We start from the raw sequence: 24,845 nt of genomic DNA on the forward strand, positions 1-24,845 counted from the left end.
AAGGGGGAGGGCGCTGCCGGCTCCCGTTTGCGCCCTGCCGGGCCTAGCTGGTCGCCATCATCGCCGCGACCTCGTCGAGATGGACGAAGCCGAAGCCCCGGGCCTTGAGCGCGAGGATGCCCGAGATCACGCCGGCGCCGGCGGCGCGATGCGGCTGGTTGATATGGGAGATGATGACGTCACCGCTTTTCGCCCCGGCGATGCGCTTGTGCGCCATGCGGGCGGATGCGCTGGCGCCGAAATCGCCGTTGAGCGAGAAGCCTGCGATCCGGAAGCCCATCGAACCGATCACCGCCATGGCATCGGGGCTGTAGAGCGCGGTCGCGTCGCGATACCATGCCGGGGTCGTGCCGAACGCGCGGGTGATCGCTTCGGCGCCGCCGCGCACCTCCTGCGCCACCGCGGCGGCCGTGCCGGCCGGTACCAGGCCATAGGGACGGCCGGTGCCGATGACCGCGGACAGATGCTTCGCGCCGTGGTTCTCGACGACGAAAAGGTCCGGATGCTCCTTCAGCAGCTTGATCGTCGCCGGATTGCGGTCGAGCCAGCGCTTGGTCGCGAAGATGGTGACCGGGATCCTGTTCTCGATCAGCGGACCGAGGATCCGCATGTCGGTCTCGCCCATGCAGGCATCCAGCGTTACCGCCACCTGCGATATGCCATGCGCCGGGGTGAAGTGCATGTGCGGTTCGACCAGATTGGAGCCGCGCGCCGTTCCGGCACAGATGGCGTAGCAGCAGGCGGCGATGAATTCCCGGCGGCGCATGGCGATCCCTTATACTTTCCCGATGCAGGCAATGGCCCGTTCTATCGGTCGGGCGATAGACCCGTGGTCTGTTCCATCCGGCGCATGCAATCGTCGTTTCCGACGAAGCGATAGGCGCTATAGACGGCAAGCCCATACTCCTCGTCGCCGACCAGGGCAACGCTGGCGGACTGCAGGTTCTGAAAGCGCCCCCGCAGATCGTTCCATTGATTGAAGACCTGACGCTCCTCGTCCATGATGGTGCGCTTGAACAGGCGGTCGCTGCCGGCGGCGGGCGCATGCGCCACGTCGACTTTCTCGTCCGGCTCGCCAAGTTCCCTAGTCATTTTGGCCGTGATCCCGGCAAACATCCCGCGTGTGAACGTGCCCTGGTCGTCGTCCTCGGTATAGGGCGTGATGGCGACCAGATTGCAGATGCCGACATCCTGGACGAAGGCGAGGATATATTCCTGGTAGTCGGGATCAGGCCGGGGAACCGCCGGGCACACATACTGCCCCGTCGAATCCGGCGGATTTACCGCAAGCGGTTCGCATCTCAGCTCCGAAGGGCGGGCAGATTGTGCGACGCCGAACGGCATCAGGTTCGGAAGATCGGCAGGCTGCTGGACTGCCAGCGCGGTTGCAACGATCGCGAGAAAGCCGGGAGATGCCGTCATGGAACTGCTTGAAAACCTTTTCGGCCCGCCGCGGGCAATGGCCGCACCGAATGCTATCCGCACCAGGGCAGGCGTGCCGACTCCATAGCAAAACGGCGCGATGGAAACCATCGCGCCGTGAACCGCTCCAGCGGAAATTTTCGCGTCTGTGTCAGCCGCCGAAGCCGAAGCCGGGGGGCATGTCGGTGAGCGAGATGCCGGACGGCTCCAGGCTCTTCAGGATCCAGGTCTGGTTGTTCCCGATGCGGCGGTTGTATTCGGCCCAGGCCGAGACGAAGCTCTTGAAGGTCTCGTCGGCACCGTAGTTGACCGCAATCACCGAAGGCGTCGAAAGGACCGGCGTCGGCACCTTCACGTTGCCGATCGCCGGCGCCTTCTTCGAAATGACCAGACCGTTCAGCATGGTGTTCACCAATGCGTCGGCCTTGCCGGTGGTGACGGCGATGATGGCCTCGTCGCGGGTCTTGAAACGCAGCACCTTGGCCTGCGTCAGGAACTGCTGGGTTATCAGGTCCTGCGCCGAGCCCATGTCGACGGCGAAGGTGTATTTCGGATCGTTGAGCTCGCTCCAGCTCTTGTCGTTCAGCTCGTCCTTGGCCGAAACCAGCACGAAGCTGTTGTAGTAGGTCGGATCGGAAAAGGAGACGGACATGGCGCGCACGGGCGTTGCCGTCACGGCGAAGGCCATGTCGACCTTGCCGCTCTGCACATCGAGAATGGCATTCGCCCAGCTCGATTCGACGACTTCGAGCTTCACGTCGAGGCTCTTGGCGACGTCGTTCGCCATGTCGATGACGAAGCCTTCCCATTCGCCGGTCCGCGGATCCTTGTTGAAGTAGGGCACTTCATTGAGGATGGCCGGAATGCGCAGCACGCCGCGCGCCCGGATGTCGTCGATGGTGCCCGCCGAGGCGGCGGCCGTGAACATCGACAGTGCGACTGTCGCAACGCCGCATATCTTTGCAATCAAGTTCATTGCTGGTGATCTCCATTGTTCCCCGGAATTGTCTTCTTCGGTGCCTGACCGCTCTCCTACCGGAGGCGGCTCTGTCGGCCGCATTCAGCCTATTCCGTCGTCCGATGGGCACAATGCTAGAGAGCGGGAAGAACTTATCGCGTTTTTTATATGTCTCGTCACAGGGGGCCGTTCGCGTAGTCGCCGGCGCGCGGCGGGTCGAGGATCGGCCCGACGAGCTCGCGGCGACAGTCCTCGAACAGTTGCTGCACCGTCGGATGTTTCTGGAGAAATCCCGCGCTGCCGAAATAGACGCGGACTTCCGGCAGGCTCGTGAGCTTGACCGCCGTGATCGTCTCGTCCTCCGGGCTGACGCACCAGGAGGGGATGATGGAGAAGCCGAGCCCCTCCTCGACGCAGCGCTTTACGCTCGAACTGCCGGAGGTCGAGATCGCCGGCTGGATGATACGGTCGTCGCGGTTGAGGAAGTCCACCGAGAGGTTGCGCAGCGTCTGCCCGGGCTCGTAGGTGATGAACGGCTTGCCGTCGGCCCAGGTGGGAATGTCCCGCTGCTCGGGCGGGGCACCCCAGCCGCGCGGGTAGACGAGGCTCAGCCTATAGCTGCCCAGAAGCCGCTGCGGCACCACGGGGTCGCCGAAGTAGCGCTCGGAGATGCAGATATCCAGGCTACCGTTCTTGACGAGCTCGGCAAGCACCGTATCGCGCTCCGAAACGGCGAATTCCATTTCCGGGAATATTTCCCGGAAGCGGGAGAGCACCCGGGGAAAGAGGTAGAAGAAGATTGCCTGCGGCATGCCGACCCGCAGCGACGAGCGCTGGCTTTCTATCAGCTTGGTCAGCCGTTCCAGCATGATGTCGAGCTCGGGATGGAGAAGGCTGTAGAGCGCCCGGCCGCGCGGTGTCAGCGAGATGCGCTTGGCGCCCTGTTCGCTGTCGATCAATTTTCCTTTGAGGATCTGCTCCAGCCGCCGGACGTGATTGGCGGCGGATTGATAGCTCAGGTTGAGTTCGCGCGCTGCGCCTGAAAACGAACCGTGGCGGGCAACCTGATAGAAGGTCTGGATGAGCGTGAGGCTGATCTCGGCCATGACGTTTTCCCTTTTCCTGCACCCTCTACGGGCTTGCGTCTTTCCCGCCGATACAAATTTCATGAACTGGCAAGGCCGTTCTCTTGTATCGACGCTGCGCGCTGCCTGCCGGCAATATCGGCGTACGAACTTAAACCTTGCCGGTCAGCAGAATGCCAGTCTCAACACCCGCCACAGCCGTCATCGTCGGCTCCGGTATCGTCGGAGCGGCGACCGCCTATTTCCTGACGCAGCACGGGGTAAAAGTCACGCTCCTCGACGCCGTTGCCCCGGCCGCCGAAGCGACGGGCGCTGCCGACGGTGCCGTCTCGGTCGCCAGCAAACGGCCCGGGCCGATGATGACGGCAGCTCTCTCCGGCGTGGCGCTCTACCGGGAGCTGGCCGCCACAGGCCTCTTTTCCGACATTTTCAAAAGCCGCTCCACCTTCATCGTGGCGGCCTCGAACGAGGAGTGCGAGGTGCTTCATGCCCATGCGGCGGCGCTCGCCGGCGCAGGCGTTCGTGTCGAGTTGCTGGCCGCTGCCGATGTTCGCCAACGTTTTTCCGCCCTTTCCACGCAGGCAAGGCTGGTCGTGGAGGTGCACGATGAGGGCCATGCGATCGGCTACCAGATCGTCCACCGGTTCCTGACGGCGGCAGGCGTTACGGTCCGCCGCGCCAGCCCCGTGCGATCCATCCTGACGGGCGACGGCCGATGCGCTGCCGGCGTCGTGACGCAGGACGGCGAGATCCGCGCCGATATCGTCATCGTGGCGGCGGGCAACGGGTCGGCCGAGCTGCTTCGGCTCGAAAACGTCCTGACGCCGCGCAAGGGGCAGTTGCTCGTCACGGAGCGGGCGCCGGCGCTCAACGCATCGATGCCGGGCTCCATCATGTCGGGCCGCTACCTTTTGTCGAAGGGGAGCCAGAAGGGTGGGGTAACGGTTCCGCGCGGACTCGGCCTGGTAATCGATCCGCTGCGCACGGGCCAGTTCCTGATCGGCGGCACGCGAGAAGATCACGGGAGCCGTCAGACCAACGATCTGGATGCGGTCGGCCGCATTCTTCGCCATGCGGTCGCGCTTGTGCCGAAGCTTGCGAGCGTGCGTCTGCTGCGCAGCTTCGCCGGGCTCCGCACGGCGGTCGTCGATGGCTTGCCGCTCGTCGGCCGGATTCCCGGATACGAGAATGCCTTCGTCGCCACGGGTTTCGAGGGCGACGGCATCTGCCTGGGGCCGGTTGTCGGTCGGGCCCTTGCAAGCCTCGCCTGCGGCGCAGAGCCGGCGATCGATCTCCGGCCGTTCGCCCCCTCCCGGTTCGCGGATCACGGGGTGGTGGCATGACGGGGCGTTTCTTCGACTGGAACGGCTCGGCAATTCCGTTTCGTGAAGGCGAGACCATTGCTGCTGCGCTGACGGGGGCCGGCATATTGCACCTTGGCGATGACAGTGTCGGCAGCGAGGCGCGTTATTTTTGCGGCATCGGCGCGTGCCAGAATTGCCTGGTGCGCGTGAACGGCGCCATTCGGGAAGCCTGCCTGACCCGGGCCGTGGCCGGCCTGTCCGTGGCTTGCGTGGAGCGGCGAGACCATGATTGAAGCGCAAGTGCTGGTTATCGGTGCCGGACCCGCCGGACTTGCCGCAGCGATCGAGGCGTCCCGCGCCGGATTGGCCGTTACGGTTGTCGAGCAGCGCGAAACGATCGGCGGAGCGATCTATCGGCAGGCCGTCTTGGGCGCGCCGGCGACGTATCAGCCGCCCGCCGTCAGGGCCCGCTGGCGGCGTCTGGTGCATGATTTCGCCGGCTGCGGCATTACCGTCCGGCACGGCTCGGTTTTTCTCGGCATCGACGGTGACGGCCTCGCCATCGTGGAGAACCGCGGAACCGGCCATGTCGAGCCGGTCGCGGCAAAGGCCGTCATCATTGCCGTCGGTGCGATAGAGAAGGTGCTGCCGCGGCCGGGCTGGAACAAGGCCGGCGTTTCGACGGTGGGCGGCCTGCAGATCATGATGAAGGAAACGGGCCGGGCGCCCGAGGGGCGAATCCTGCTGGCCGGGAGCGGCCCCTTGCTCATTGCCGTCGCCGCGCAGATGGCCCGGCTCGGCAATGCTCCGGTCGCGGTGGTGGAGGCGGGCGATCCGTTCCGCCACCCGCTAACGGGGGGCGGGTTGCTGGCCTATCCGACTCTTCTCGCCGAGGCCCTGTTCTATCTGAAGGATGTCTGGCTTCGCGGCATTCCCTGGCTGCGGGCGACGACCGTGGCCGGGATCGAGGCGGGGGCGGACGGCCTGGTTGCTACGTTGCACGATTATACCGGCACGGAGCGCCGCGTCGCGGTCGACCGCATCGGATTGCACGATGGCATCCGTCCCAACGATTTCGGTCTTTCGACGCCGCCGGGGACTTCCCCTGTCGTCGTGACGGCCGGCGACTGCCGCGAGGCCCTGGGGGCCGTGGCAGCGGAGGCGGATGGCCGGCGGGCCGCCCTTTCGGTCATCCGGCTTCTGCAGCAAAGGGAAGAGGTCGGCACTACTGCCGCGTTGCGGCGCGAGCGCAACGCGCAAGGCCTGCTTTCAGAGCTTTTCGCGCCTGTTTCCGCCCGTCCGCTTCTTTCCGGCCTGACGGACGACACCGTGCTGTGCCGCTGCGAGAACCGCACCGTGGGCGATTTGAAGGCCCTGTGCGGGAAAGAGGATCCGCTTTCGGGGCGAGAGGTCAAGCATAACGGGCGCTTTGCGATGGGGGCCTGCCAGGGCCGCTTCTGCGCCGAAAACACGGCCCGGTTGATGGCGGAGCTGCGGCAGGACGCGCCGGCCCCCTCGGCCGTCGATCTCACGGGGCGCCGCTGGCCGATCCGCCCGGTCCCCATCGGCGCGCTGGTGTGCGCCTCCGACGACACAAGCAAACAGGAATGAGGCCTTCCATGCCCAGGATTCAAACCGCTGCCGTTTCCTCCGTGCAGACCGTCATCGTCCACAACCCCTTCGACGGCGCCGTGGTCGGCGAGGTTGCCGAAAGCACAGCGGCCGATGTCGCCGACGCCGTGCTCAGGGCCAAGGCCGCGCAATGGGAGTTCCGCCGCTCGACCCCGGCCGTCCGCCGCGCGATGCTCAACGCGCTTGCCGATGCGATCGCCGGGGATGCGGAGACCATGGCGCGCATCATCTCCCGCGAGATGGGCAAGACGATCCGCGAAGCGCGCAACGAGGTTCGCCGTGCCCAGAACACCCTCCGGCTTTCCGGTGATGCCGGGACGTTCCTCGATGGCGAGGCGCTGCATTGCGCCATTGTCGAGGGCGGGGCCGACCGCCTGGCGACGATCACCTACGAGCCCGTCGGCGTCGTCGGCGCCGTCACGCCGTTCAACTATCCACTGAACCTGCTTTGCCACAAACTCGGGCCTGCCATTGCCGCCGGCAACGCGGTCGTGGCGAAACCTTCGCCCAAGGCGCCGCTCGCGGCCGCCCGGCTGAGGGAACTGGCGCTGAAGGCCGGTTGGCCGCCGGCGCTGTTCCAGATCGTCCATGGCGGTGCGGACGTCGCCCTTTCGCTTGCGCGCTCGCCGATCGATCTCCTGTCCTTCACCGGCGGCCCGGCTGCCGGCCTGGCGCTCAAGAATGCCGGCGGTCTGGTGCGTTGCCTGATGGAACTCGGTGGAAACGATCCGTTGTTCGTATTGCCGGACGCCGATCTCGACCGCGCGGTCGCGACGGCGATCGGCCATCGCTTCGAGATCGCCGGCCAGAGCTGCGCCGCCGTCAAGAAGCTCTACCTGCACCGGGATATCGAGCGGGTCTTTACCGAAAAGCTGCTGGCCGCGGTGGATGCCGTCGAATTCGGCGATCCGTCAAGCGACGATACGGATATGGGAACGGTGATCGACGAAGCGGCCGCCCGCGTCGTCGAGGAGCGGGTGAGGGCGACGGTTGGTGGCGGGGCGCGGTTGCTGCACGGCGGCACCCGCAACGGCACGGTCTTCGCGCCGACCGTGATAAGCGGCGTTTGCCTGGACGCGCCGGTGATCGCCGAGGAGACGTTCGGCCCGGTCATCGCCATCCGCACCTTTGCCGATGCAGGGGAGGCGATCGCCGAGGTCAACGCGGGCTCCTATGGCCTGCAGGCCGGTGTCTTCACCAATGATCATGCCCTCATCAGGATGTTCTCGCGCGATCTCGTCGTCGGCGGGGTGATGATCAACGAGGGACCGGATTTCCGTGCCGAGCATGTGCCCTTCGGCGGCGTCAAGCGCTCCGGCCTCGGGCGCGAGGGGGTTCGCATCGCGCTTCGCGAAATGTCCGAACCCAAAGTCGTGATCGATTGAGAGGCTGCCATGCGTATCGGCATCGTCGGCGCATCGGGGCGCGTTGGAACCCGGCTCGTGGAACTCGTTCTTGCCAATCCGGGGCTGGAACTGGCGGCAGCGCTGGTTTCGCCGTCGTCACGGCTGGTCGGGTTGCCGGTGAACGGCGGCGGCATAGAATACCGCGCGCCGCAAGCCGCCATGAACAGCCACTGCGATGTGATGATCGATTTCTCGACACCCGCGGCAACCCTGGCATTGCAGGAGGAGATCGGCACAAAGCCCATTCCCGTGATCATCGGCACCACGGGGTTTTCGCCGGAGGAGGAACGGCGGATAGCCGGGTTCGCCCGCCACCGGCCGATGCTCGTCAGCGCGAATTTCGCGCACGGCTTCGAAGCCTTCCGGCTGGCGGCGCTGGAATTTGCCCGGCGGATGCCCGCCGGCGAGCCCTCCGTCGCGGAGACCTATCATCTTCGCAAGAAGGCCGAGCCCTCGGGAACGTCCCGGCTTCTCGCCCGCCAGCTCTATGAAGCGCGCACCCGCGCCATGGGGTTCGCGGCGCCCGAGCCCGCCATCGCCGTCCATCGTGAAGGCGGCACCGTCGGCATCAATGAGGTGCGCTTCGAGATGGGTTCGGCGCAGGTCTCCTTCACATACCGCGTCCATACGCTGGCAGCCTATGCCGAAGGGGCGCTTGCCGCCGCCCAATGGCTGGTGTCGCAGGCCCCGGGCGCAGGTCTCTACAGTCTTTCCGACTGCCTCACCGATTGAAACATGGAAAGGATAGCTCGATGACAGATATTGCCGCACGCTTCCAGGGTGTCTTCACCGCACTCGTCACGCCTTTCAAGGACGGCGCCGTGGACTACGCCGCGTTCGACAGGCTGGTCGAACGCCAGATCGCCGCCGGCGTTGCGGGGCTCGTGCCGGTGGGCACGACCGGCGAGGCCGCAACCCTCTCCGACGAGGAGGCGGATGCGCTGATTGCCAGGACGGTCCGGCTTTCGGCCGGGCGTGTCCTGGTCATGGCCGGCGCCGGCGCCAACGATACACGAAAGACCCTCGAAAAGGTGAGGGCCGCCGAGCGGGCAGGGGCGGATGCGCTGCTGCTGGTCACGCCCTACTACAACAAGCCCACACAGGCCGGCCTGATCGCCCACTACAGCGCGGCGGCCGGCGCGACCGCCCTGCCGATCATGCTCTATTCCGTGCCCGGCCGCTGCGGCGTCGAGATCGCGCCGGAAACCTGCGCAACGCTGATGCAGCGTCATTCCAACATCGTCGCCATCAAGGAGGCGGGCGGTTCCTCCGCGCGCGTGACGCAGCTACGCCAGGCCTGCGGCGACAGCCTGATCGTCCATTCCGGCGATGACGGTCTGACGCTCCCCTTCCTTTCCGTCGGCGCCGCGGGCGTGACCAGCGTGGTTGCCAATATCGCCCCGTGCGAAATGGTCCAGCTCGTCGATGCGTTCCGTGCGGGCGATACCGCGCGCGCCTTGCTGCTGCACGAGATGATCGCCGAACTGACCGAAGGCATGTTCATCGAGTCCAATCCCGGTCCGGTGAAAGCGGCGCTGGCGCTTTCCAATCTCGCGGGGCCGGAAATGCGCCTTCCGCTGGTGCCCGTTTCCGACGCCAATCGCGAAAGGCTCGCTGCGATCCTCAACCGTTTCGGCTCGGCGGCAAGCACCTTCCAAGAAATGCGCTAAGGCCGGCAACGAGCTTTGCATTGCCCGGTGCCGGCCCGCATAACACACTGAGAGAAAACCGGTTCATGCCTTTATCTTGGGCAGGCCGGAGAAAACAGGGGAACATGATGAGCGACATGAACAGCATAGGCGCGAATGCCACGATTGCCGTCGGACCGTTCTTTCATTCCGGGGAGGCCGAATGACCTACCACTGGGATTTCCAATCCATCTGGCCTTTCTGGGATCTGTTCCTCTGGGGGCTTTGGATCAGCATCGTCTACACGGTCGGCTCGATCGTCGCGGGCATTCTCATCGGCTTCCTGACCTGCGCGGCTCGGCTTTCGGGCTGGACGGTCCTGAATATCATCGCCCGCGTGTATCAGGAGGTATTCCGCTGCACCCCGCTTCTGGTGCAACTGCTCTGGTTCTACTACGCCTTTCCCTTGCTGGTCGGCGGGTCGATCGACAACCGCGTGGCGGGGATGCTGACGCTCTCGCTCTATGTCGGAGCCTTCTATGCGGAAATCTTCCGCGGCGGTATCGTCTCCATCGATCGCGGCCAGCGGGAAGCGGCGGCGGCAATCGGCATGAGCCCGTGGCAATCGATGACGAGGATCGTCCTGCCGCAGGCCCTGAAGCGCATGCTGCCTTCATTCATCAACCAGTCCGTCATCCAGTTCAAGAACACCTCGCTGGTCTCGGTCATCTCGGTCGCCGACCTCGCCTACATGGCGGCGGTCGTAAACGGGCAGACCTATCGCCCGCTCGAATCCTACACCGTGATGGCCGGTCTCTACATCGCCATGCTCCTGCCGCTCACCCAGGCCGCAGACTGGATCGAGCGTCGGCTCCGGGTAAGCGACTGAAGGCGGAAAAGAGGAAACGCGACCATGGCCATCCACACGAATGCACCGATTCTCGAAACCGTCGGCCTGCGCAAGAGCTACGGCGCCCATGAGGTGCTCAAAGGGCTCGACCTCAGCCTCGATCGCGGCGAAGTCGTGGCCTTGATAGGCCCTTCCGGTTCCGGCAAGTCGACGTTCATCCGCTGCCTGAACATGCTCGAGATGCCGACCGGCGGCACCTTGCGCTTTCGCCAGAAAGAGGTGCATCCCGGATTTCGCGACAAGGGGGAGCAGATCGGCATCGGCACGCTGCGCCGCCATGTCGGCATGGTGTTCCAGCACTTCAATCTCTTTCCCCACAAGACGGTCCTGCAGAATGTGACGGAAGGGCCGATCACCGTCTGCAAGACGCCGAGGAAGGAAGCCGAGGAACGCGCGATGCATCTCCTGGGGCAGGTGGGGTTGTCGGAAAAGCATGCCGCCTATCCCAATCACCTTTCCGGCGGCCAGAAGCAGCGTGTGGCCATCGCCCGTGCGCTTGCGATGCAGCCGGAAGCCCTGCTGCTCGACGAGGTGACGAGTGCGCTCGATCCGGAACTGGTGGGAGAGGTGCTTGCCGTTATCCGCAAGCTCGCGGAAGACGGCATGACGATGGCCATCGTGACCCATGAAATGGCATTCGCTGCAGATGTCGCAAACCGGGTGCTGTTCCTCGATCAGGGGGTGATTGCCGAGGAGGGATCTCCCGACCAGGTGATCCTCAATCCGCAAAACCCGCGTCTGCAGGGTTTTGTCGCCCGGTTCCACGGATAAGGCGATGGCGAGGCTGCGCATTTCGATTGTCGGCGCCGGCAGGCTGGGGACTGCTCTTGCCGCCCTGCTTGCGGGCCAGGATGAGTTTACCGTCGACGTGATCGACCCGTCCGAGGATGCCCTCGACAGGTTCGATCAAAGGCAATTGCCGATCCGCGCCCATCTGCTGCGCCACCGCGAGGACCTGCCGGCGATGCTGGCGAAGGCGGATGTGACGGTCGCGGCCGTTCCCGAAGCCGCGCTCGATCAGGTGGCCGCGGCTGCCGGCGCGGCCGGAACGCATTTCCTCGATTTTTCCCCGGCCAAGGCCCATGCGCAATCGCGCCTGCGCGAACTTTCGCGCGAGCGGGCGGTGTTCAGCGGCTGCGGCGTCTCGCCCGGCATCATCGACAATGTCGCGTGCGGACTGGTGCACGAATTCTCGCCGATTACCGATCTGACGATACGGGTCGGCTCGATCCCGCGCTTTCCGACGAACCGGCTGGGTTATGGCCAGATCTGGAATGTCGACGGCCTGATCGACGAATACACGCGCCCGTGCGCCGCCATACGCGACGGCCGGCAGGTGATGATCGAGCCCCTGGAGGCCTACGAGCGCATCGTCATGGACGGTGTGGGCTACGAATGCTTCACCACGGCCGGCGGACTGGAGGACCTCGAAGCCCTGACCGCCGCCGCCCCGCGAAACGTCGTCTTCAAGACGCTAAGGTATCCGGGGCACCTGGAATACATGCGGTTCCTGCTCGACGACCTCGGCCTGCGCGGCCGGCGCGATATGCTCAGGAGCCTCCTTCTCAACGGTCTGCCCGTCATTCAGGACGACCTTCTGCTGCTGGTGGTAACGGCCCGCGGCGAGCGCAACAGCCAGATGGCGGAGCGCACGATCTCCCATCGTTTCGTCCCGAACCCGAAAATCGCCCCCTTCAACGCCCTGACAACCGTCGCCGCCGGCTATGCCGCAACATTGCTGCTGCTGTTTGCACGCGGAGAGATAGCCGATGCGGGGCTCGTACCGCATCAGCGGATCGAGACGGGCCGATTGTTCTCCGAACGGTTCTTGTGCTCCTTGAAATGCGATTGAGGCAGTAGCGGTGGAGTGCCCTTCCGACATCGTCGCCGCGACGGGGAAACGTCCAACCGTTACGGGATGTTGAAACCCCACAGGCCCGCTCTAATGTAGAAGTGTCAAACACAGGAGCTGTCCATGGGTATTTTCAGCCGAATTAAGGAGAAACTCTTTGGAAATTCAAAGGAGAATCCGAACCACACCGTGACTGCCGATGCCGGTCAATCCGTAGCCGCCGGTGTCACGGCGACGTCCACGACGGGCAGTAAGGCAGGTCCCGCCCAGACGCCGGAGGCTGCCGAACCCAGCCTTAGCAACGAAGTTACCGCCGCGCTCGCAGGTGCCAATGCCGAACCCGCAGCATCGGTGCGAGCCGAAGCCGTCGATGTCGCCGCTATCATGGATGCTGCGGTCAAGAAGAGTGGCCAGAAGCTCGATTGGCGCCGATCGATCGTCGATATGATGAAGGCGCTGGATCTGGATTCGAGCTTGTCTGCCCGCAAGGAGCTTGCCGACGAACTGGGCTTCACGGGCGACAAGAACGATTCTGCCACAATGAACGTGTGGCTTCACAAGGCGCTCATGAAGGCGCTCGCCGACAACGGCGGCAAGGTGCCGCCTGAATTGCTCGACTGAAACAAGCAAGGCTCCTCCACGACGATCACTTTCGGCATAGGTGGAGGAGCCTGTCGCCAATTCCTGGGCTGTGTAGGTCGTGAGTTCATGCCGAGGCGCAACTTGCTGGCTCTGTGAGCCTATCCGCGCGACCGCCTCTGCGCGAATTGCTTTTAGCGAAACGCTTCGGCTGGCGTTTTGTATTCGAGGCACTTGCACGGGCGCGCCGATCGCAAATCTTGTTCAGGTCGTACCCAGTGATGGAAAGCGGGTTCACATCTCTCGAAAGCCATTTCCTGGTCGTCCGTTCGTATTCCCGCCGGTGCCCTCTTGCCAGGGTGATTGCGGATCGTAGAACGAGGCTGCAGAGCCAATACCGGCGTCAAGGAGGAGTTGAACGCTGTTCCATGTGGAAGGTCAATGGCGTGTGCTATAGGGCAGGACCTGCATCACGCCGATGAGCCGCTCCATGATCGCCGCGATTGGTGATCGTTGTTGCGCAGGAGAAAGGTGAAGCGGCTGACCGGTTCGACCGGCGAGGTCAAATTCGCCCTGCTGAACTTTTGGCGAAACTGAAAGAGGTCGCACTCCCAGTGGCCGAATTGCTTGTGATCGGCGAGTGTCCGGGCGGCGTAGGATGTTGAGATCCGGAATGAAGTGCGGCCGTGCCGGCGCCTGGCATGCCGCCGCCAGCGTCGTGCAGAATGTTCCGGCAGATACCTCCAGAGCTTGGAGCGCTAACGCCAGGCGGCGCTTCGACATAGGCGTTCGGGCGCTCCGTGATCTCCAGAAGGTGGGCCGGCAGGGGAGGGAAGGCGCGGGCCGCCGCGAGGGCGGTGGAGCCGGCGTCGGCCGGCGGCGTGGTGTGCGGTGACGCGGAGCCGTCCGGGGCGTCGAATTCGCTAGCCGATAATACGGGGCATTTCTTATATTGTGAGCGATAATGCCATCTATCGCTGAAGCAGTTCTATGAGCGCGTTGTGCGTGCCGACAAGTCGATGGATCGCCATCAAGCTGATGGTCGACCGCAGCGCTGAAAGCCAGACGGTCGTGGAAATGCGCAAGCAAATCTCTGCGCTGTTTGAGGAGCAGCGCCGTGACATTCAGATGTAGCAGACGCCATCGGCCATGCAAGCCGATAAGGAGAGGGCACGAAGGCGTCGGCTTACTCCGATGACAACTGGCCCTGGATCGGCCGGCGCCCACCGGTATCGATCCTGCCATCGCGGCCCAGCAGCAGACGACTGCCGCCGGCCGCGACGCGTTGCCCGTGAGCAGACTGGCCCGGCGAAAAATATCCAAGATGAACAGCGCCGGCTGATCCTTCGGCAAGCCGAACAGGAGCGCCAAGCGTGATAATGACCGGGATAGCAAGGAGCGCCAGTTACGGCTTTACTCCTGCGTCAGGCCGTCGAAGACTTCCAGCAGGGCGTCCACGATTGCCTGGCCGAGCGCATTGGCCGCGGCAGCGATCTGCTCGTCACCTTGATCGCGCGCCGCCAGGCAAAGGTTGCCGCCCTCCTCCGCAACGATCGCTCTCGCCCGCTCAATTGCCCATTGCGCAAGATCGCTGCGATTTTTGATCGTAACAGTTTCCATGCTGGTGACCTCGATTACAGTTTCTTGGATACCGTGCGATAAGATTTTGGCGAGCGCATCGAGTTTTGCGTATGCGCTTGTCTCAATCGGCTCTTGCCGTTCCCTAGCGGTCTTTGGCGATTGGTACCATAGCGATCAGCAGACGACTGTCGTATCGCTTGACCTTAAACCACGATCACGGCTGATTTCCATCCCAACAGTCTCCGGCATTGTGATGCCCTGGTGCAGGATGTCTCCCGCTCGCTTCGTTGAATGTCTTATCCTGATGTGTTGGACGCCGATTAATCTCGCCTCGGCTCTGCAATGCGAACGCTCGTGGATTGAGGCCATGGAGGCTGGAGCTGAGCCGATCCTGGATGAACCGGGCTCAAGGCGCTTGCTGACGTTCATACGCAATTGTCGCCGCTTAGAAGCATTTGCGGACGACGGTCAGTAGTATGACACCCACAAGGAGGAGCGGCTACCAGTCTATATCCGGGTCGCTTAGATAGGCAGGGATTTGCGCATTCGCCCCGCCGGCAGCCTGGAGCAAAGCCACGCAGCGGTCACGCTCCATCTTGATTGCTTCAACAATCATTTTGACAGGGCCTTCTGGCCGCAGGCGAGATGCCGGGCGGCAATCGACCAGGCGGGCCGCTCCGTGCTTGAATGAAATAGGCCAATCTCCGAGCTCAATCGCTTCTCCTCGGCGACATGAGCCGGGAGAATGGCAAGCTTAGCTTGCGTCAGCATTTTCGGACCCTTAACCGTGCGCCGATGCGACGAACGACGCGAAGGAAAACGGTTGTGGCGTGATATTGCCATACGGCGTATAGGTGCCGTCCTCCTGAAACGGTGGGTGAAACAGCGCGCGCTCGAACTTCTGCTCTGCAACCAGAGAGGCTCTTCTGAAGAGTTCACGCACAAGACGCCATCGACTGCGACTTGAGCGAACAAATGGTCGAGATGCGATGAACACGACCCTTCATATCTGGCTGTCTCATCCGGTGCCTTGACTGGGATGGCAGAGATGCGCGTTGTCCACGTCACGCTAGTATTGCGCAAGCAGAGAGCCCTCAACAATCAAGTCCTTTCTGATTTCTGTCCTGCAGAGGAATGCCGGCGTGATTTTTCAGCAAGTTATAGGAGAGCAAGCTGGTCTATCCTTTTGCGACATTGTTTACATATCAACTGCAATTGGAAGCCGTCTCACCTGCTCCATGGGTTGATCAGTTCGATGCCAAAGCCCTCAAAATCCTTGATGTTGCGCGTTGCGAGCGTGAGGTCGTGTGCAATCGCGGTGGCTGCGATCAAGCCATCCATCGATGACATGCCTCGGCCCCTTCGCTTTGCATGCCCCATCAAATCGCCCCAAGCTAAGGCAACACGTTCTTCCACTGGAATGACACGATGCTCGAAACGTTGTGGCAGATCGCAGGCAAGCCACTCGGTTAGTGCATCGCGTTTTCGCCCGTTGTCCATAAGGGCAACGCCCCGGCGAATTTCCGCCAGCGAAATGACACTTAGAAAGGAGCGGTCCTCATCGAGTCGGCCCAACCATTCGAGAACGTGGTCTTCAGGGCGCGGCTTTGTTATCTCTGACAGAACATTGGTATCGAGTAGAATTCTCACAGCGACAAATCACGTGGTTCGTCGCGCTGACGCTCAAGGTCTAGATCGGCGCTTCGTAGGGGCGAGTCCATCAGAAACTCAACAAGCGTGCCCCTGCGTACGGTCTTCCGTTGCCATTCTTCGACAGAAACGACAACGACGCTTGGCTTGCCGTTTCGGGTAATTGTCTGCGGTGCGGATTGCGCACGGTCGATGACCTCGGAAAGTTTTGCTTTTGCGTTGGCGACGGTCCAGATTTTTTCGTCGTGTGGTGATGGTTGCATAGTGGATGCCTGATGACTAGCGTGACTATGATGACTATATAATCCAATGCTGGATGAGCGACAAGTAGCTTGACGACGGGGGAGGGGAACTCAGAGCCCGGCAGCCTTGGTGAGGTTGACGCGGAACCTGTCGCGGCGGCGCTGGTAGCGGCGGGTCATTTCGGCGGAGGCGTGCCCGAGCTGCTTCTGGACGTGGCGTTCGTCGACTTCGGCCGAGGAGGCAAGGCCTGCGCGCAGCGAATGGCCGGCGAATTTCCGCCCGCGCCCGGCCTCGGGAAGATCGCCGCGCACACCGGCGGCCAGCGCCGTCTTCCTGACGAGGCGGGCCACCTCCTGGTCGTTGAGCCGGTCGGGGCCGACGTCCTTGCCTTTGCCGGTCACGCGGCGGAAGAGCGGTCCCCTGGCGATCCTGGCAAAGCGGATCCAGGTTTCGAGCGCAACGACGGGGCAGGTGGCCTCGCGGGAGCCGCGGCCGATCTCCACCTCGCGCCAGCCGGTCTTGCCGCGCAGCGTCAGGAGCAGGCCCCGATCGAAGATTTCGACCCAGCCGCGTCCATCCTCGCTCTGGTCACGCCCGAGGTCGAGGCCGGTGATTTCCGAGCGGCGCAGGCCACCGGCAAAGCCGATCAGCAGCATGGCCCGGTCGCGCAGGCCACGCAAGCTTGCCCGGTCGAGCGTCTCCAGCATGGCGATCAGGTCTTCCGGCAGGATCGCCTCCTTCTGCCGCGGCGGGGCGGCATGCCTGTTGCGGATGCCGGCAAGGACGGTGGCGATGGCGCGGTCCCTGCGGTCGAGCTTTTCTCCGCCGCGCTGGGCATAGTTCCAGCAAAGCGACGACAGCCGCCGTTCGATGGTCGAAACGCTCATCGGCTTGCCGACGCCTGCAGATGTGCTTGCGGCGCTGCCGGTGGCGCAGGCGGTGATGTAGAGGCCGACCACCTGCGGGTCGGCAGGAAGAAGCGGAAGATTCTGCCGCCGGCACCAGGCGGCAAAGTGCTTCCAGTCGGAAGCATAGGCGCGCCGGGTATTGGCGGAGGCGGCGGCCTCGACATAGGCGCGGGCGCGATCGGTGAGATCCTGCAGATGCGCGGTCGCGCCGGAACGGCCTTCCGGAGAAGGGGAGGGGAGGGCGGCCGACATCGGCGCAAGCGAAACATTAACCGCAAGCGCTGTATTATCCGCCGGCGTAGCGTGTTCCGGAGCGGGCTTTTCGCTGTTCTGCTCGACGAGAGAGGTCATATCCTCATAAGAGGGCATAACGAGCGATAATGCAAGATTATCGTTCATTATCGAGGTTCGACAAGCTGTGCGGTTTTATGGATGATTTGTGGTATTAACCGCACGATTGCTGTAGGCTTCCCGGCATGGATTCGCGCGTCATCTCCGTTCCGGTCCCCGCATCGCCCTTGCCGCACATTCCCGGCTGGGCGCTGCCGCGCGGCCGCGAACCGAAAGACCTCGACGCCGCCTTTGCCGCGGGCATCGCCTTGAAATCGCTGGACGATCTTGTCCGCGCCGCACCCATTTGGGCCGGTTGCTGGCGCGCGCGACAGGCGCTGAAATGCGCCGCCGCCGCGATCCGGCTGACGGGCCGCAGCGAGGATGAGGCAGCGTTGCGCGATGCCGTGCTGCTGACGGAGGCCGGTGACGATCCCGGTCCGGCCGGCCGGGTGTTCTTGGCCACCAAGAGGTTTTCTGCGCGAAAACCCGGCTTTTCGACGAAAAGCGTGATGGAACTGGCCGATCTGCTGGACCTCGCCTGGGATGAGCGGCTTGCCGAAGCCGTCGACCATGGCGACAGGATGCTACAGGCTGGGCGGCCGGCCCCCTTCGCCGCGGCGGACCTCGTGTCGGCAATGTGTGCCGCGCGCCCGGATGCCGAGCCGCTGGCATGGATGCTGGCCGATGGGCTGATCGCCGTAATGCTGAAATGGGATGTTGCCGTGCCGCTGCTGATGGCCGAGCGCTACGGCCCGGCCTTCAAGACGCTCGGGGGCAGGGGACGCGTGCGCCCGGGCGATCCGGCCTTTGCCCGAGCCGTCTGCCTTTCCCTGACCGAAGGAGCCGGCGCGGCGTTGCGTTCGGCATCGGAAATCGCCCGCCGGGCGGATGCGCTTGTCGCCGCCGCGCCGAAGGTCCGCACCCGGGGCGCCGGCGCGGTCATCGCGAAACTGCTCGAGGACGATGCCGTGCCGGCTTCGGCCCCGGGCAGCGGCCTCTCGCGCTGGGCGGCGACCCGGCTGTTCGACCGGCTGGAAGGCTTTGGCGCCGTGCGGGAACTGTCCGGCCGCACCTCGTTCCGGATCTATGGGCTGTGACGATGGTTGAACCGGACGCAAGCGGCACGCGGCGAAACCGCAGATCGACATCGGAGGACGACGTCCTTCTGGATCGGGAGCTGGCGGATCTGCCGCCGGACCTGCGCTGGCGCGAATGGATGCTGCGCGTCGAGGCGGTGATTTTTGCCGCGGCAGAGCCGGTCAGCCGGGAGGCGTTGGCCCGTGTCGTCGGCAGGGACTGCAGCATCGACCTCCTGATCGACGACCTGCAGGAAGAACTCCGTGACCGGCCCTATGAGATCGTCTTCGTCGCCGGCGGATGGCAGCACCGAAGCCGTTCGGCTTACGCATCCGCAATCCGGGCGTCGCAAGCACCGACACGGGTAGGGGCGCCGGCGCTCTCCGATTTCGAGGCCATGGTGCTGATGGCCATCGCCTATTTCCAGCCGATCACCCGCGGCGACCTGTCGAAAATCTTCGGCAAGGAGGTCAGCCGCGACACGATCGCCAGCCTGCGCAACGCCAATTTCCTCGCCTCCGGCCCACGCAGCCCGACGCCGGGCGCGCCCTATACCTATGTCACGACGAAGCAGTTCCTCTCAGCCTTCGGCATGCAGACGCTGCGCGATCTGCCCGACATCGAGGCGCTGGAGGATGCCGGGCTGCTCAGCCGGAAAGGCATGCAGGAGGAATCCGTCGGGGCGGCGGAGGGCGAGGAAGAATAGATGGTGATTAGCGTCGCGGGAGCCCATAGTCGCTTGTCGGTTCAGATCAGCCCGTCGATGTTCTGACGAAGCAGTGCCGGAAATGTCTTCAGACCGCTTTGTTGAAGTCCATCGATAAAGGTGTCGACCGAGGGCATCGTCTTTCGGAGATTGTGTCGGGCTCGTTTGACGCTGGAGATCAGCGCATCGGGAAACGCCGCATGGAGGTCGGTGAGGAAAGCATCCGGAGATTGGCTTGCCACGCCATGAGAGGCTAGATTCCTCGCCGGAAAGTCCTTGAGGTTCCAGGTGATGATATACGGGGCTTTGCCGGCGATGGCGGCGGCTAAGACATGCCGATCGTCAGGGTCGGGCAGACGGAGCTCCGGAATGAGGTGGCGGTAGTCGGTGACGTCCGCGTCCGGCAAGACCACCTTCATCCTGTCTCGTGTCGCTATAAGGCGTTCAATGGATAATGCCGGCGTGTTGGCTGCGAGATTGCGAATCCACTCGTCATGAATGTCGTCTGTCCAGCGTGCTTCGACGAGGCCGTCGAAGGCGCACTGGATCAGAACGTTGCGTAGGTGAAACGGATAGAGGACGCAGGCATCATAAACTGCGACGGGCGGTTTAGAGGCCATGGGTCTGAATGAGGTCCTCTGTGTCGTCGGCAAGCGCATCGAGCGCGGCCTGGCGAGTGTCGAGCTTGGATTTCAGTGCGAGCACGTCTTTCAGGAGGGCGCGACGATGCTTACCCACATAACGGAAGGGCAGATCGCCCCGATCCATGCGCAAGACGACGAGAGGACGGGAGATGCCAAGAACGGCGGATGCTTCGGTCGGGCTGAGTTCCTGATCCTCAGCTAGCACCGCGACGCGCTCGCCACGCAACATATGCGCCAAAAGCGCTTCAACTGCCGCGGCTGCCGAGGGCGGTATCGAGAGTGTCTGCTCCTTCCCACCTGCATGACGAACATGGAGTTCCAGCCGGTCGCCCGCGGCCAGTTTCGGCAACGGCGTGGCTGCTTTGCGGTCGCGATCCGACAATCCGGCGAAATGAACGAGCTGGCTGGCCATTATAATGTCTCCTTGATCGCAATATAGTGCACACGATCTTTAACTGCAATAACTGAAACATCGCGGGGTTGATTGCACCGGCGGCGATGTTATTCAACAAGATCGTCATTGACGTTTGTGGCCGGGCGGCTTGCGGCACTCATGTGATCGCGCCCTCCACGGTCACTCCTCTGGCGGGGAGACCACCAAAGACACCATGCCTAATCACACTCGAATCTTTCCGATCCGCCCGCTTGGAGTGGAAGAACGGTGTTCAGCTGGGGTGTCAAAACATAGGCCGTTCTTCGACGCAACGCGCTAGGCATCTAGGCAGTGTCCCCATAAACGGGGTTCATCTAGCGCTCGTGGACAAAGGTTGACTGGGGAAACGACACGGCGCGCAACTTCAGTCGCCTGCGCTCGAAAGCCGATGAACATCTCGTCCATAATCTTGAACACGGCCTCCGGCGCCGTGGCTGGCGTTCCGGCGTTGAAAGGCGGCTGCGGCGCATACTCCGCCATAAGCTGGACGCCCTGTGCGTAAAAGTCGTCACGAAGCTTCGCGACGACGGTCAGACCAAGATCCATGCCGGCGGTCACACCGCCGCCGGTCAGCCGATTGCGGTCGATCACCACGCGCTGGTCGGTTGGTATGGCCCCGAACTCCACGAGAAGGTCGCGCGTCGCCCAATGCGATGTGGCGTTATAACCCCGTAGCAACCCGGCAGCACCCAGCACGAGTGAGCCGGTGCAGACCGACGTCCGAACTTCGCTCTGCTTCCGCGATCGGCGAGAAAACCGAGTGTCGCGTCGTCTTGCATCGCGGCAAGCGTCCCTGTCGATCCTCCGGGGACGCAGATCACATCGAGGTCTCGCGGGCATTCGTCAAATGTCGAGGTTGGCAGGATGGTCAACCCCGTATCCGAGACGATCGGATCGCGCGTCTTGGCAACGAGATGAACCGTTGCACCCATGAGGGACGCGAAGGCATATTGCGGCGCGACCATGTCGAGTGCCGTCATTGCCGGATAGATCAAAAGCGCAACCTGATCCTGCCTGACCCAATCTGGCGGCATCGATGACATGTCGTGTCCGGCCTCTACTGGTTTGGAACTGGCGCGCGCATTCGCGCCGGTCAGGAGAGCAGGCCCGGCGGTGGCCGCTGTCGCGGCCCCCAGCATTGCTTGACGACGAGTAACAGACATCCCGTATCTCCCTAGAATTTGTAGCTGATCTGGCCGTAGATCGACCGAGGCGTACCCGGCGCAACCTGACCGCCAAATCAGGTGTAGGGAGTGTAGTACTTCTCGCCCGTCAGGTTTTTGACCGTCAAAGCCGCGCGGATTTTTTCATTCTCGTAGCCGAGCTTGGCGTCCGCGGTGAAGTATCCGTCGGTCTTCCAGTTGTTTGCTGAATCGACGAACTGGTTGGACGCGACGTAGATGCCTGCGCCGACGCTCCAGCCCGGCAGCTTGTCTTCGTCGAACGTGTAGTTCACCCATAGACGCCCGGAATGTTCCGGCACCATCGGCAAGCGGTTACCGTCTGCAGCCGATGGCGTGGAGCTTGCAAACTCCGCGTTCGTGTAGCCATAGCTGGCCAGAACGCTCCAACGCTCATTCGGCTGGTAGATCAGGTCAGCCTCGAAGCCGCGCGAACGCTGTTCGGAGAGACCGCCCTCTGTCAGAGAAATCTGGTAGGGAACGTTCGTTCTGTCGATATTGAAAACAGCCAGCGTTCCGGTCAGTTCTTCGTTGAAATTAAACCGGACCCCGGCTTCCAGGCTGCGCGAAAGTTCGGGTTTTGGCTCCGCAAACGTCTGCGAGAACGGAACCCACCGCATGCCCTCGCTATAGCCGGCGTAGACGGAGAATTCGTCCGTGATATCGACGACGGCGCCGAGGCGAGGCAGGAACCGGGTCTCGCTCGTAACGAACGTCTTCGACGGCGCGTAGGCACGTTCCTCGTAGGTGATGTCGAGTGACCCCAGCCGTTCCCCGGCCAGGAGATGCACACGATCGTAGAGGGTGGACTGTATCTGGGCGAAAATACCCTTCGTGATGTAGGTATTATTCCAGTCGAACATGGACATCGTCTCGCCAGCGCCGACGACCGGAATGAAGAAAGGCGGGAAGACGGGATTTTTGAGGTCGACAAGCGTTGGCGTGCATCCATATCCCAGCAGATAGCAATAGTTGCCAAGCGTATCGATGTTCATGACGCCCTGTTCGGTGAGCCTGTCGTCTGGTTGTCGGGATATGGCACAAGTTACGGCCGCACCGTCTTCGCCGCGATGCTCGCCTTCGCCCTTGCGGGCGCCGCAATTGTCCTGAACGGATCTACCTCCAAGGCGGCCGCCGTCGCATCATGGCTTCTGGCCGGGGCGGCGCTTGCTCTTTCCGGCCATGCCAGCGCGGCCTCGCCGCAATGGATGATGCGGCCGGCGGTATTCCTGCACGCGCTCGCCATCGCCGTCTGGATGGGCGCACTTGCGCCGCTCGGCCTGGCTTTGCGCAAAAGCCGTCCCGGCGCGATCGAGGCATTGCGCCGCTTCTCGCGCATCATTCCGGTCATCGTCGCGATCCTCATCCTCGCCGGTATTGTGCTGGCGGCGGTGCAGGTTCAGGAGCCGGCCGCGCTGGTTTCGACCGCCTACGGACAGGTCTTTCTGATCAAGCTGGCGTTGCTCGCCGGCCTGTTCCTGCTCGCCGCTCTTAATCGCTGGTTCCTGACCGCGCCGGTCGAGGCTGGCGATCCTTCCGCGACGCGCCGGCTGGTTCGTTCCATCGTGGTGGAGACGCTGGTCGTGCTGCTGATGTTCGGGGTCGCGGCCACATGGCGCTTTACGCCACCGCCGCGTGCTCTTGCGGCCGCAGCGGCAGCACCTGCCTCCATTCATATCCACGCAGCCACGGCCATGGCGGACCTGACCGTCACGCCCGGCCGGGCAGGCCCGGTCAGCGTGTCGGCCTTCATCATGACGGGCGATCTCGGGCCGCTGGACGCCAAGGAGGTCACATTCGTCTTCTCCAATCCGAGCGTTGGTGTTGAGCCCTTCAAGCGCAAAGCCGAAAGGCGCGAGACGGGAAGCTGGCAGGCGGACGGCATCGTCCTGCCGCTGCCGGGTACATGGGACGTGCGTGTCGACGTGCTGATCACCGACTTCGAGATCGCAAGACTCGAAGGCCGATTGACGATCAGGCCATGATGGCGCGCTCTGGAACTGACACACGGCGATCAGGCGAGGCGGTACATTTGCCGCATTGCGCAGGAAAGTGTCCCGGAATATCGTTTTGATGCTGTTATGAGTGACACGGGAATTCGATGAGGACACGGACGGGCTTTGACGGGCGATTGGCGGTGCGCATGCTGTGCGCGCTCGCGCTGCTGCTCGTCGGCTTCGCCCACAAGCCGCCCGTCGCCGTCGCTCACGCGCTGACGCCGGCGGAGCTTGCTCTCTACACGCTTCCCGGTGGGACAATTCCCGACATCTGCATGACCTCCGAGGATGGCGGATCGAAGGATGACGGCCACACGTCCGGCTCGGGTTGCGAAGCCTGCCGCCTTTCGGCGTCCGTGATCCTTCCCCAGCCGGGCGACACGGCAGGCGAGCCGATCCTTCGGGAGGCCGACCGTTACGTGCCGGTACGCATCGAAGCGTTCTATCGCCAGCTTTTTCCCCCGAACGCCGCCCCGCGCGGTCCGCCATCCGGCCTGACAGCCTGAGCCGCTGCCGCGCTTTTCGCGGCAGTCCTGTCAGCTTGTGCCGGACGGACTCCGTGGGAAACGGATAGCCCCGGCGCATCGCCGGATTGCAATCCATGCTCAACCAGACCGCTTTGGGTGCCTGCGCGCCCGTACTTCTCATCGACAGCCCGGCCGAAAGACGGCTACCGCATCAAAGCCGGATCGCCGCGCATATGCCGATCCTGCTCCTTGGCGCGTCCCGCGCCACGGCGCTGCGTATCATAGACGGCTGCGTCGCGCTCTACCGTGAACTGGCCGACGGCCGCCGGATCATCCTCGATATTCTCGGGCCGGGTCGTCTGCTCGGCGCAGATCTCGCCGATATCCACCAGTGCAAGGCCGTCACCCTGACGCTGACCAGCGTCGAAACCATCGACACGGAGCGGGCGCTGGCGTCGATCGGAAACGCCATCCGCGAGATGCTGCTGCGCGCCCAGGCCCATGCGCTGCTGCTCGGACGCAAAACCGCGCCAGAGCGGGTCGCCACCGCGCTTCTCGATCTCGCCCACCAGTTCGCACGGAAGTCGGGCGCACCGCTGGCCCGCGGCCGAACGACCTTCACCCTCTATCTCACCCGCGCCGACCTTGCCGACTGGCTGGGGCTGACGCTGGAAACCGTGAGCCGCTGTCTAAGCGCGCTCAAGCGGTCGCGGCTGATCGCCTTCGACCGGCCCGAACTCATCACCATCACGGACAGGACGGCGCTGGAAGCGCTGGCCGCAGGGCATCTGCATGCCTGAGTGGTCGCCCGTCAGAACCGTTTCATAGATCGCCGACAGGGGGACACTC

General features: G+C 63.5%; 29 protein-coding genes and 2 pseudogenes. 17 read left to right on the forward strand and 14 right to left on the reverse strand.

Going from position 1 to position 24,845, the window contains the following annotated elements; genetic code table 11:
• Window positions 1-43 precede the first annotated feature (43 nt).
• The 4 genes from HNQ66_RS04350 to HNQ66_RS04365 form a co-directional block, all read right to left on the reverse strand.
• Entirely contained in the window at window positions 44-766 is a 723-nt protein-coding gene (locus tag HNQ66_RS04350) for a polysaccharide deacetylase family protein (protein ID WP_184141241.1), read from the reverse strand.
• Between the two features lie 41 nt (window positions 767-807).
• Window positions 808-1,533, reverse strand: coding sequence for a hypothetical protein (locus tag HNQ66_RS04355; RefSeq protein ID WP_184141243.1), 726 nt, complete (start codon window positions 1,531-1,533; stop codon window positions 808-810).
• Between the two features lie 40 nt (window positions 1,534-1,573).
• Window positions 1,574-2,398, reverse strand: a complete 825-nt coding sequence (locus tag HNQ66_RS04360; protein WP_184141245.1) for a transporter substrate-binding domain-containing protein — start codon at window positions 2,396-2,398, stop codon at window positions 1,574-1,576.
• Between the two features lie 158 nt (window positions 2,399-2,556).
• Window positions 2,557-3,486 carry a LysR family transcriptional regulator gene (locus tag HNQ66_RS04365; protein WP_184141247.1) on the reverse strand — a complete coding sequence of 310 codons (930 nt, stop codon included), beginning with the start codon at window positions 3,484-3,486 and terminating at the stop codon, window positions 2,557-2,559.
• A 152-nt stretch (window positions 3,487-3,638) separates the two neighbouring features.
• Between HNQ66_RS04365 and HNQ66_RS04370 the strand changes: the two genes are divergently transcribed.
• The 10 genes from HNQ66_RS04370 to HNQ66_RS04415 all read left to right on the forward strand — a co-directional run bounded on the left by HNQ66_RS04370 (window position 3,639) and on the right by HNQ66_RS04415 (window position 12,818).
• On the forward strand, window positions 3,639-4,808 hold the full coding sequence (locus tag HNQ66_RS04370; protein WP_184141248.1) for an NAD(P)/FAD-dependent oxidoreductase: 1,170 nt from the start codon (window positions 3,639-3,641) through the stop codon (window positions 4,806-4,808).
• Complete coding sequence (locus HNQ66_RS04375; RefSeq protein WP_184141250.1) at window positions 4,805-5,062, forward strand: 2Fe-2S iron-sulfur cluster-binding protein; 258 nt, start codon at window positions 4,805-4,807, stop codon at window positions 5,060-5,062. The genes HNQ66_RS04370 and HNQ66_RS04375 overlap by 4 nt, the downstream gene beginning before the upstream one ends.
• Window positions 5,055-6,380 (forward strand): FAD-dependent oxidoreductase, encoded by a 1,326-nt coding sequence (locus HNQ66_RS04380; protein WP_184141252.1) that lies wholly within the window; start codon window positions 5,055-5,057, stop codon window positions 6,378-6,380. The genes HNQ66_RS04375 and HNQ66_RS04380 overlap by 8 nt, the downstream gene beginning before the upstream one ends.
• Before the next feature lie 8 nt (window positions 6,381-6,388).
• Window positions 6,389-7,786, forward strand: a complete 1,398-nt coding sequence (locus HNQ66_RS04385; RefSeq protein WP_184141254.1) for an aldehyde dehydrogenase family protein — start codon at window positions 6,389-6,391, stop codon at window positions 7,784-7,786.
• Between the two features lie 9 nt (window positions 7,787-7,795).
• Window positions 7,796-8,539 carry a 4-hydroxy-tetrahydrodipicolinate reductase gene (locus HNQ66_RS04390; protein WP_184141256.1) on the forward strand — a complete coding sequence of 248 codons (744 nt, stop codon included), beginning with the start codon at window positions 7,796-7,798 and terminating at the stop codon, window positions 8,537-8,539.
• A 20-nt stretch (window positions 8,540-8,559) separates the two neighbouring features.
• Window positions 8,560-9,477, forward strand: a complete 918-nt coding sequence (gene dapA / locus HNQ66_RS04395; RefSeq protein WP_184141258.1) for a 4-hydroxy-tetrahydrodipicolinate synthase — start codon at window positions 8,560-8,562, stop codon at window positions 9,475-9,477.
• Window positions 9,478-9,658: 181 nt separating this feature from the next.
• The gene (locus tag HNQ66_RS04400; protein WP_184141260.1) at window positions 9,659-10,324 is read left to right on the forward strand and encodes an amino acid ABC transporter permease; all 666 of its coding nucleotides are present in this window, start codon (window positions 9,659-9,661) and stop codon (window positions 10,322-10,324) included.
• A gap of 24 nt (window positions 10,325-10,348) precedes the next feature.
• Window positions 10,349-11,116 (forward strand): amino acid ABC transporter ATP-binding protein, encoded by a 768-nt coding sequence (locus HNQ66_RS04405; protein ID WP_210308667.1) that lies wholly within the window; start codon window positions 10,349-10,351, stop codon window positions 11,114-11,116.
• A 4-nt stretch (window positions 11,117-11,120) separates the two neighbouring features.
• Window positions 11,121-12,197: a saccharopine dehydrogenase family protein gene (locus HNQ66_RS04410; protein ID WP_184141262.1), complete on the forward strand. Its 1,077-nt coding sequence runs from the start codon at window positions 11,121-11,123 to the stop codon at window positions 12,195-12,197.
• Between the two features lie 123 nt (window positions 12,198-12,320).
• The gene (locus HNQ66_RS04415; protein ID WP_184141264.1) at window positions 12,321-12,818 is read left to right on the forward strand and encodes a DUF3597 domain-containing protein; all 498 of its coding nucleotides are present in this window, start codon (window positions 12,321-12,323) and stop codon (window positions 12,816-12,818) included.
• Between the two features lie 152 nt (window positions 12,819-12,970).
• Here HNQ66_RS04415 and HNQ66_RS23805 read toward each other — a convergent pair.
• Window positions 12,971-13,528: pseudogene (locus tag HNQ66_RS23805) on the reverse strand (transposase); the annotation flags it as partial.
• Window positions 13,529-13,766: 238 nt separating this feature from the next.
• On the opposite strand from HNQ66_RS23805, the gene HNQ66_RS04420 reads away from it, so the two are divergent.
• Window positions 13,767-13,910: a hypothetical protein gene (locus HNQ66_RS04420; protein WP_184141266.1), complete on the forward strand. Its 144-nt coding sequence runs from the start codon at window positions 13,767-13,769 to the stop codon at window positions 13,908-13,910.
• Between the two features lie 279 nt (window positions 13,911-14,189).
• Here the strand turns inward: HNQ66_RS04420 and HNQ66_RS04425 are convergent, their stop codons facing one another.
• Window positions 14,190-14,396, reverse strand: a complete 207-nt coding sequence (locus HNQ66_RS04425; protein ID WP_184141268.1) for a hypothetical protein — start codon at window positions 14,394-14,396, stop codon at window positions 14,190-14,192.
• Between the two features lie 229 nt (window positions 14,397-14,625).
• On the opposite strand from HNQ66_RS04425, the pseudogene HNQ66_RS23810 reads away from it, so the two are divergent.
• A pseudogene (locus HNQ66_RS23810) lies at window positions 14,626-14,837 on the forward strand (hypothetical protein).
• A 747-nt stretch (window positions 14,838-15,584) separates the two neighbouring features.
• On the opposite strand, the gene HNQ66_RS04430 reads toward HNQ66_RS23810, so the two are convergent.
• The 3 genes from HNQ66_RS04430 to HNQ66_RS04440 all read right to left on the reverse strand — a co-directional run bounded on the left by HNQ66_RS04430 (window position 15,585) and on the right by HNQ66_RS04440 (window position 17,509).
• Entirely contained in the window at window positions 15,585-16,007 is a 423-nt protein-coding gene (locus HNQ66_RS04430; RefSeq protein WP_184141270.1) for a PIN domain-containing protein, read from the reverse strand.
• Window positions 16,004-16,270: a type II toxin-antitoxin system prevent-host-death family antitoxin gene (locus HNQ66_RS04435; RefSeq protein WP_184141272.1), complete on the reverse strand. Its 267-nt coding sequence runs from the start codon at window positions 16,268-16,270 to the stop codon at window positions 16,004-16,006. Before HNQ66_RS04435 ends, HNQ66_RS04430 begins: the two co-directional genes overlap by 4 nt.
• A 90-nt stretch (window positions 16,271-16,360) precedes the next feature.
• The gene (locus HNQ66_RS04440) at window positions 16,361-17,509 is read right to left on the reverse strand and encodes a tyrosine-type recombinase/integrase (RefSeq protein ID WP_184141274.1); all 1,149 of its coding nucleotides are present in this window, start codon (window positions 17,507-17,509) and stop codon (window positions 16,361-16,363) included.
• Between the two features lie 125 nt (window positions 17,510-17,634).
• On the opposite strand from HNQ66_RS04440, the gene HNQ66_RS04445 reads away from it, so the two are divergent.
• Window positions 17,635-18,588, forward strand: a complete 954-nt coding sequence (locus HNQ66_RS04445; protein WP_184141276.1) for a DUF1403 family protein — start codon at window positions 17,635-17,637, stop codon at window positions 18,586-18,588.
• Between the two features lie 2 nt (window positions 18,589-18,590).
• Window positions 18,591-19,274, forward strand: a complete 684-nt coding sequence (gene scpB / locus HNQ66_RS04450) for an SMC-Scp complex subunit ScpB (RefSeq protein WP_184141278.1) — start codon at window positions 18,591-18,593, stop codon at window positions 19,272-19,274.
• Window positions 19,275-19,315: 41 nt separating this feature from the next.
• Here the strand turns inward: scpB and HNQ66_RS04455 are convergent, their stop codons facing one another.
• The 5 genes from HNQ66_RS04455 to HNQ66_RS04470 form a co-directional block, all read right to left on the reverse strand.
• Window positions 19,316-19,894, reverse strand: a complete 579-nt coding sequence (locus HNQ66_RS04455; protein ID WP_184141280.1) for a PIN domain-containing protein — start codon at window positions 19,892-19,894, stop codon at window positions 19,316-19,318.
• On the reverse strand, window positions 19,884-20,330 hold the full coding sequence (locus tag HNQ66_RS04460) for a MerR family transcriptional regulator (RefSeq protein WP_184141282.1): 447 nt from the start codon (window positions 20,328-20,330) through the stop codon (window positions 19,884-19,886). The genes HNQ66_RS04455 and HNQ66_RS04460 overlap by 11 nt, the downstream gene beginning before the upstream one ends.
• A gap of 297 nt (window positions 20,331-20,627) precedes the next feature.
• Window positions 20,628-21,047 (reverse strand): DJ-1/PfpI family protein, encoded by a 420-nt coding sequence (locus HNQ66_RS23750; protein ID WP_343059428.1) that lies wholly within the window; start codon window positions 21,045-21,047, stop codon window positions 20,628-20,630.
• The gene (locus HNQ66_RS23755; protein WP_343059429.1) at window positions 20,939-21,514 is read right to left on the reverse strand and encodes a DJ-1/PfpI family protein; all 576 of its coding nucleotides are present in this window, start codon (window positions 21,512-21,514) and stop codon (window positions 20,939-20,941) included. Before HNQ66_RS23755 ends, HNQ66_RS23750 begins: the two co-directional genes overlap by 109 nt.
• A gap of 77 nt (window positions 21,515-21,591) precedes the next feature.
• Window positions 21,592-22,527 (reverse strand): TonB-dependent siderophore receptor, encoded by a 936-nt coding sequence (locus tag HNQ66_RS04470; RefSeq protein WP_246434178.1) that lies wholly within the window; start codon window positions 22,525-22,527, stop codon window positions 21,592-21,594.
• 75 nt (window positions 22,528-22,602) lie between these two features.
• Between HNQ66_RS04470 and HNQ66_RS04475 the strand changes: the two genes are divergently transcribed.
• From HNQ66_RS04475 to HNQ66_RS04485, 3 genes are all read left to right on the forward strand, one after another.
• Window positions 22,603-23,517 (forward strand): copper resistance D family protein, encoded by a 915-nt coding sequence (locus HNQ66_RS04475; RefSeq protein ID WP_246434180.1) that lies wholly within the window; start codon window positions 22,603-22,605, stop codon window positions 23,515-23,517.
• A 116-nt stretch (window positions 23,518-23,633) separates the two neighbouring features.
• Window positions 23,634-24,035 (forward strand): hypothetical protein, encoded by a 402-nt coding sequence (locus HNQ66_RS04480; protein ID WP_184141288.1) that lies wholly within the window; start codon window positions 23,634-23,636, stop codon window positions 24,033-24,035.
• A 95-nt stretch (window positions 24,036-24,130) separates the two neighbouring features.
• Window positions 24,131-24,796, forward strand: a complete 666-nt coding sequence (locus HNQ66_RS04485) for a helix-turn-helix domain-containing protein (protein WP_184141290.1) — start codon at window positions 24,131-24,133, stop codon at window positions 24,794-24,796.
• Window positions 24,797-24,845: the final 49 nt, after the last annotated feature.

This window comes from Shinella fusca (assembly GCF_014203155.1).
GTDB classification, from domain to species: Bacteria; Pseudomonadota; Alphaproteobacteria; order Rhizobiales; family Rhizobiaceae; genus Shinella; species Shinella fusca.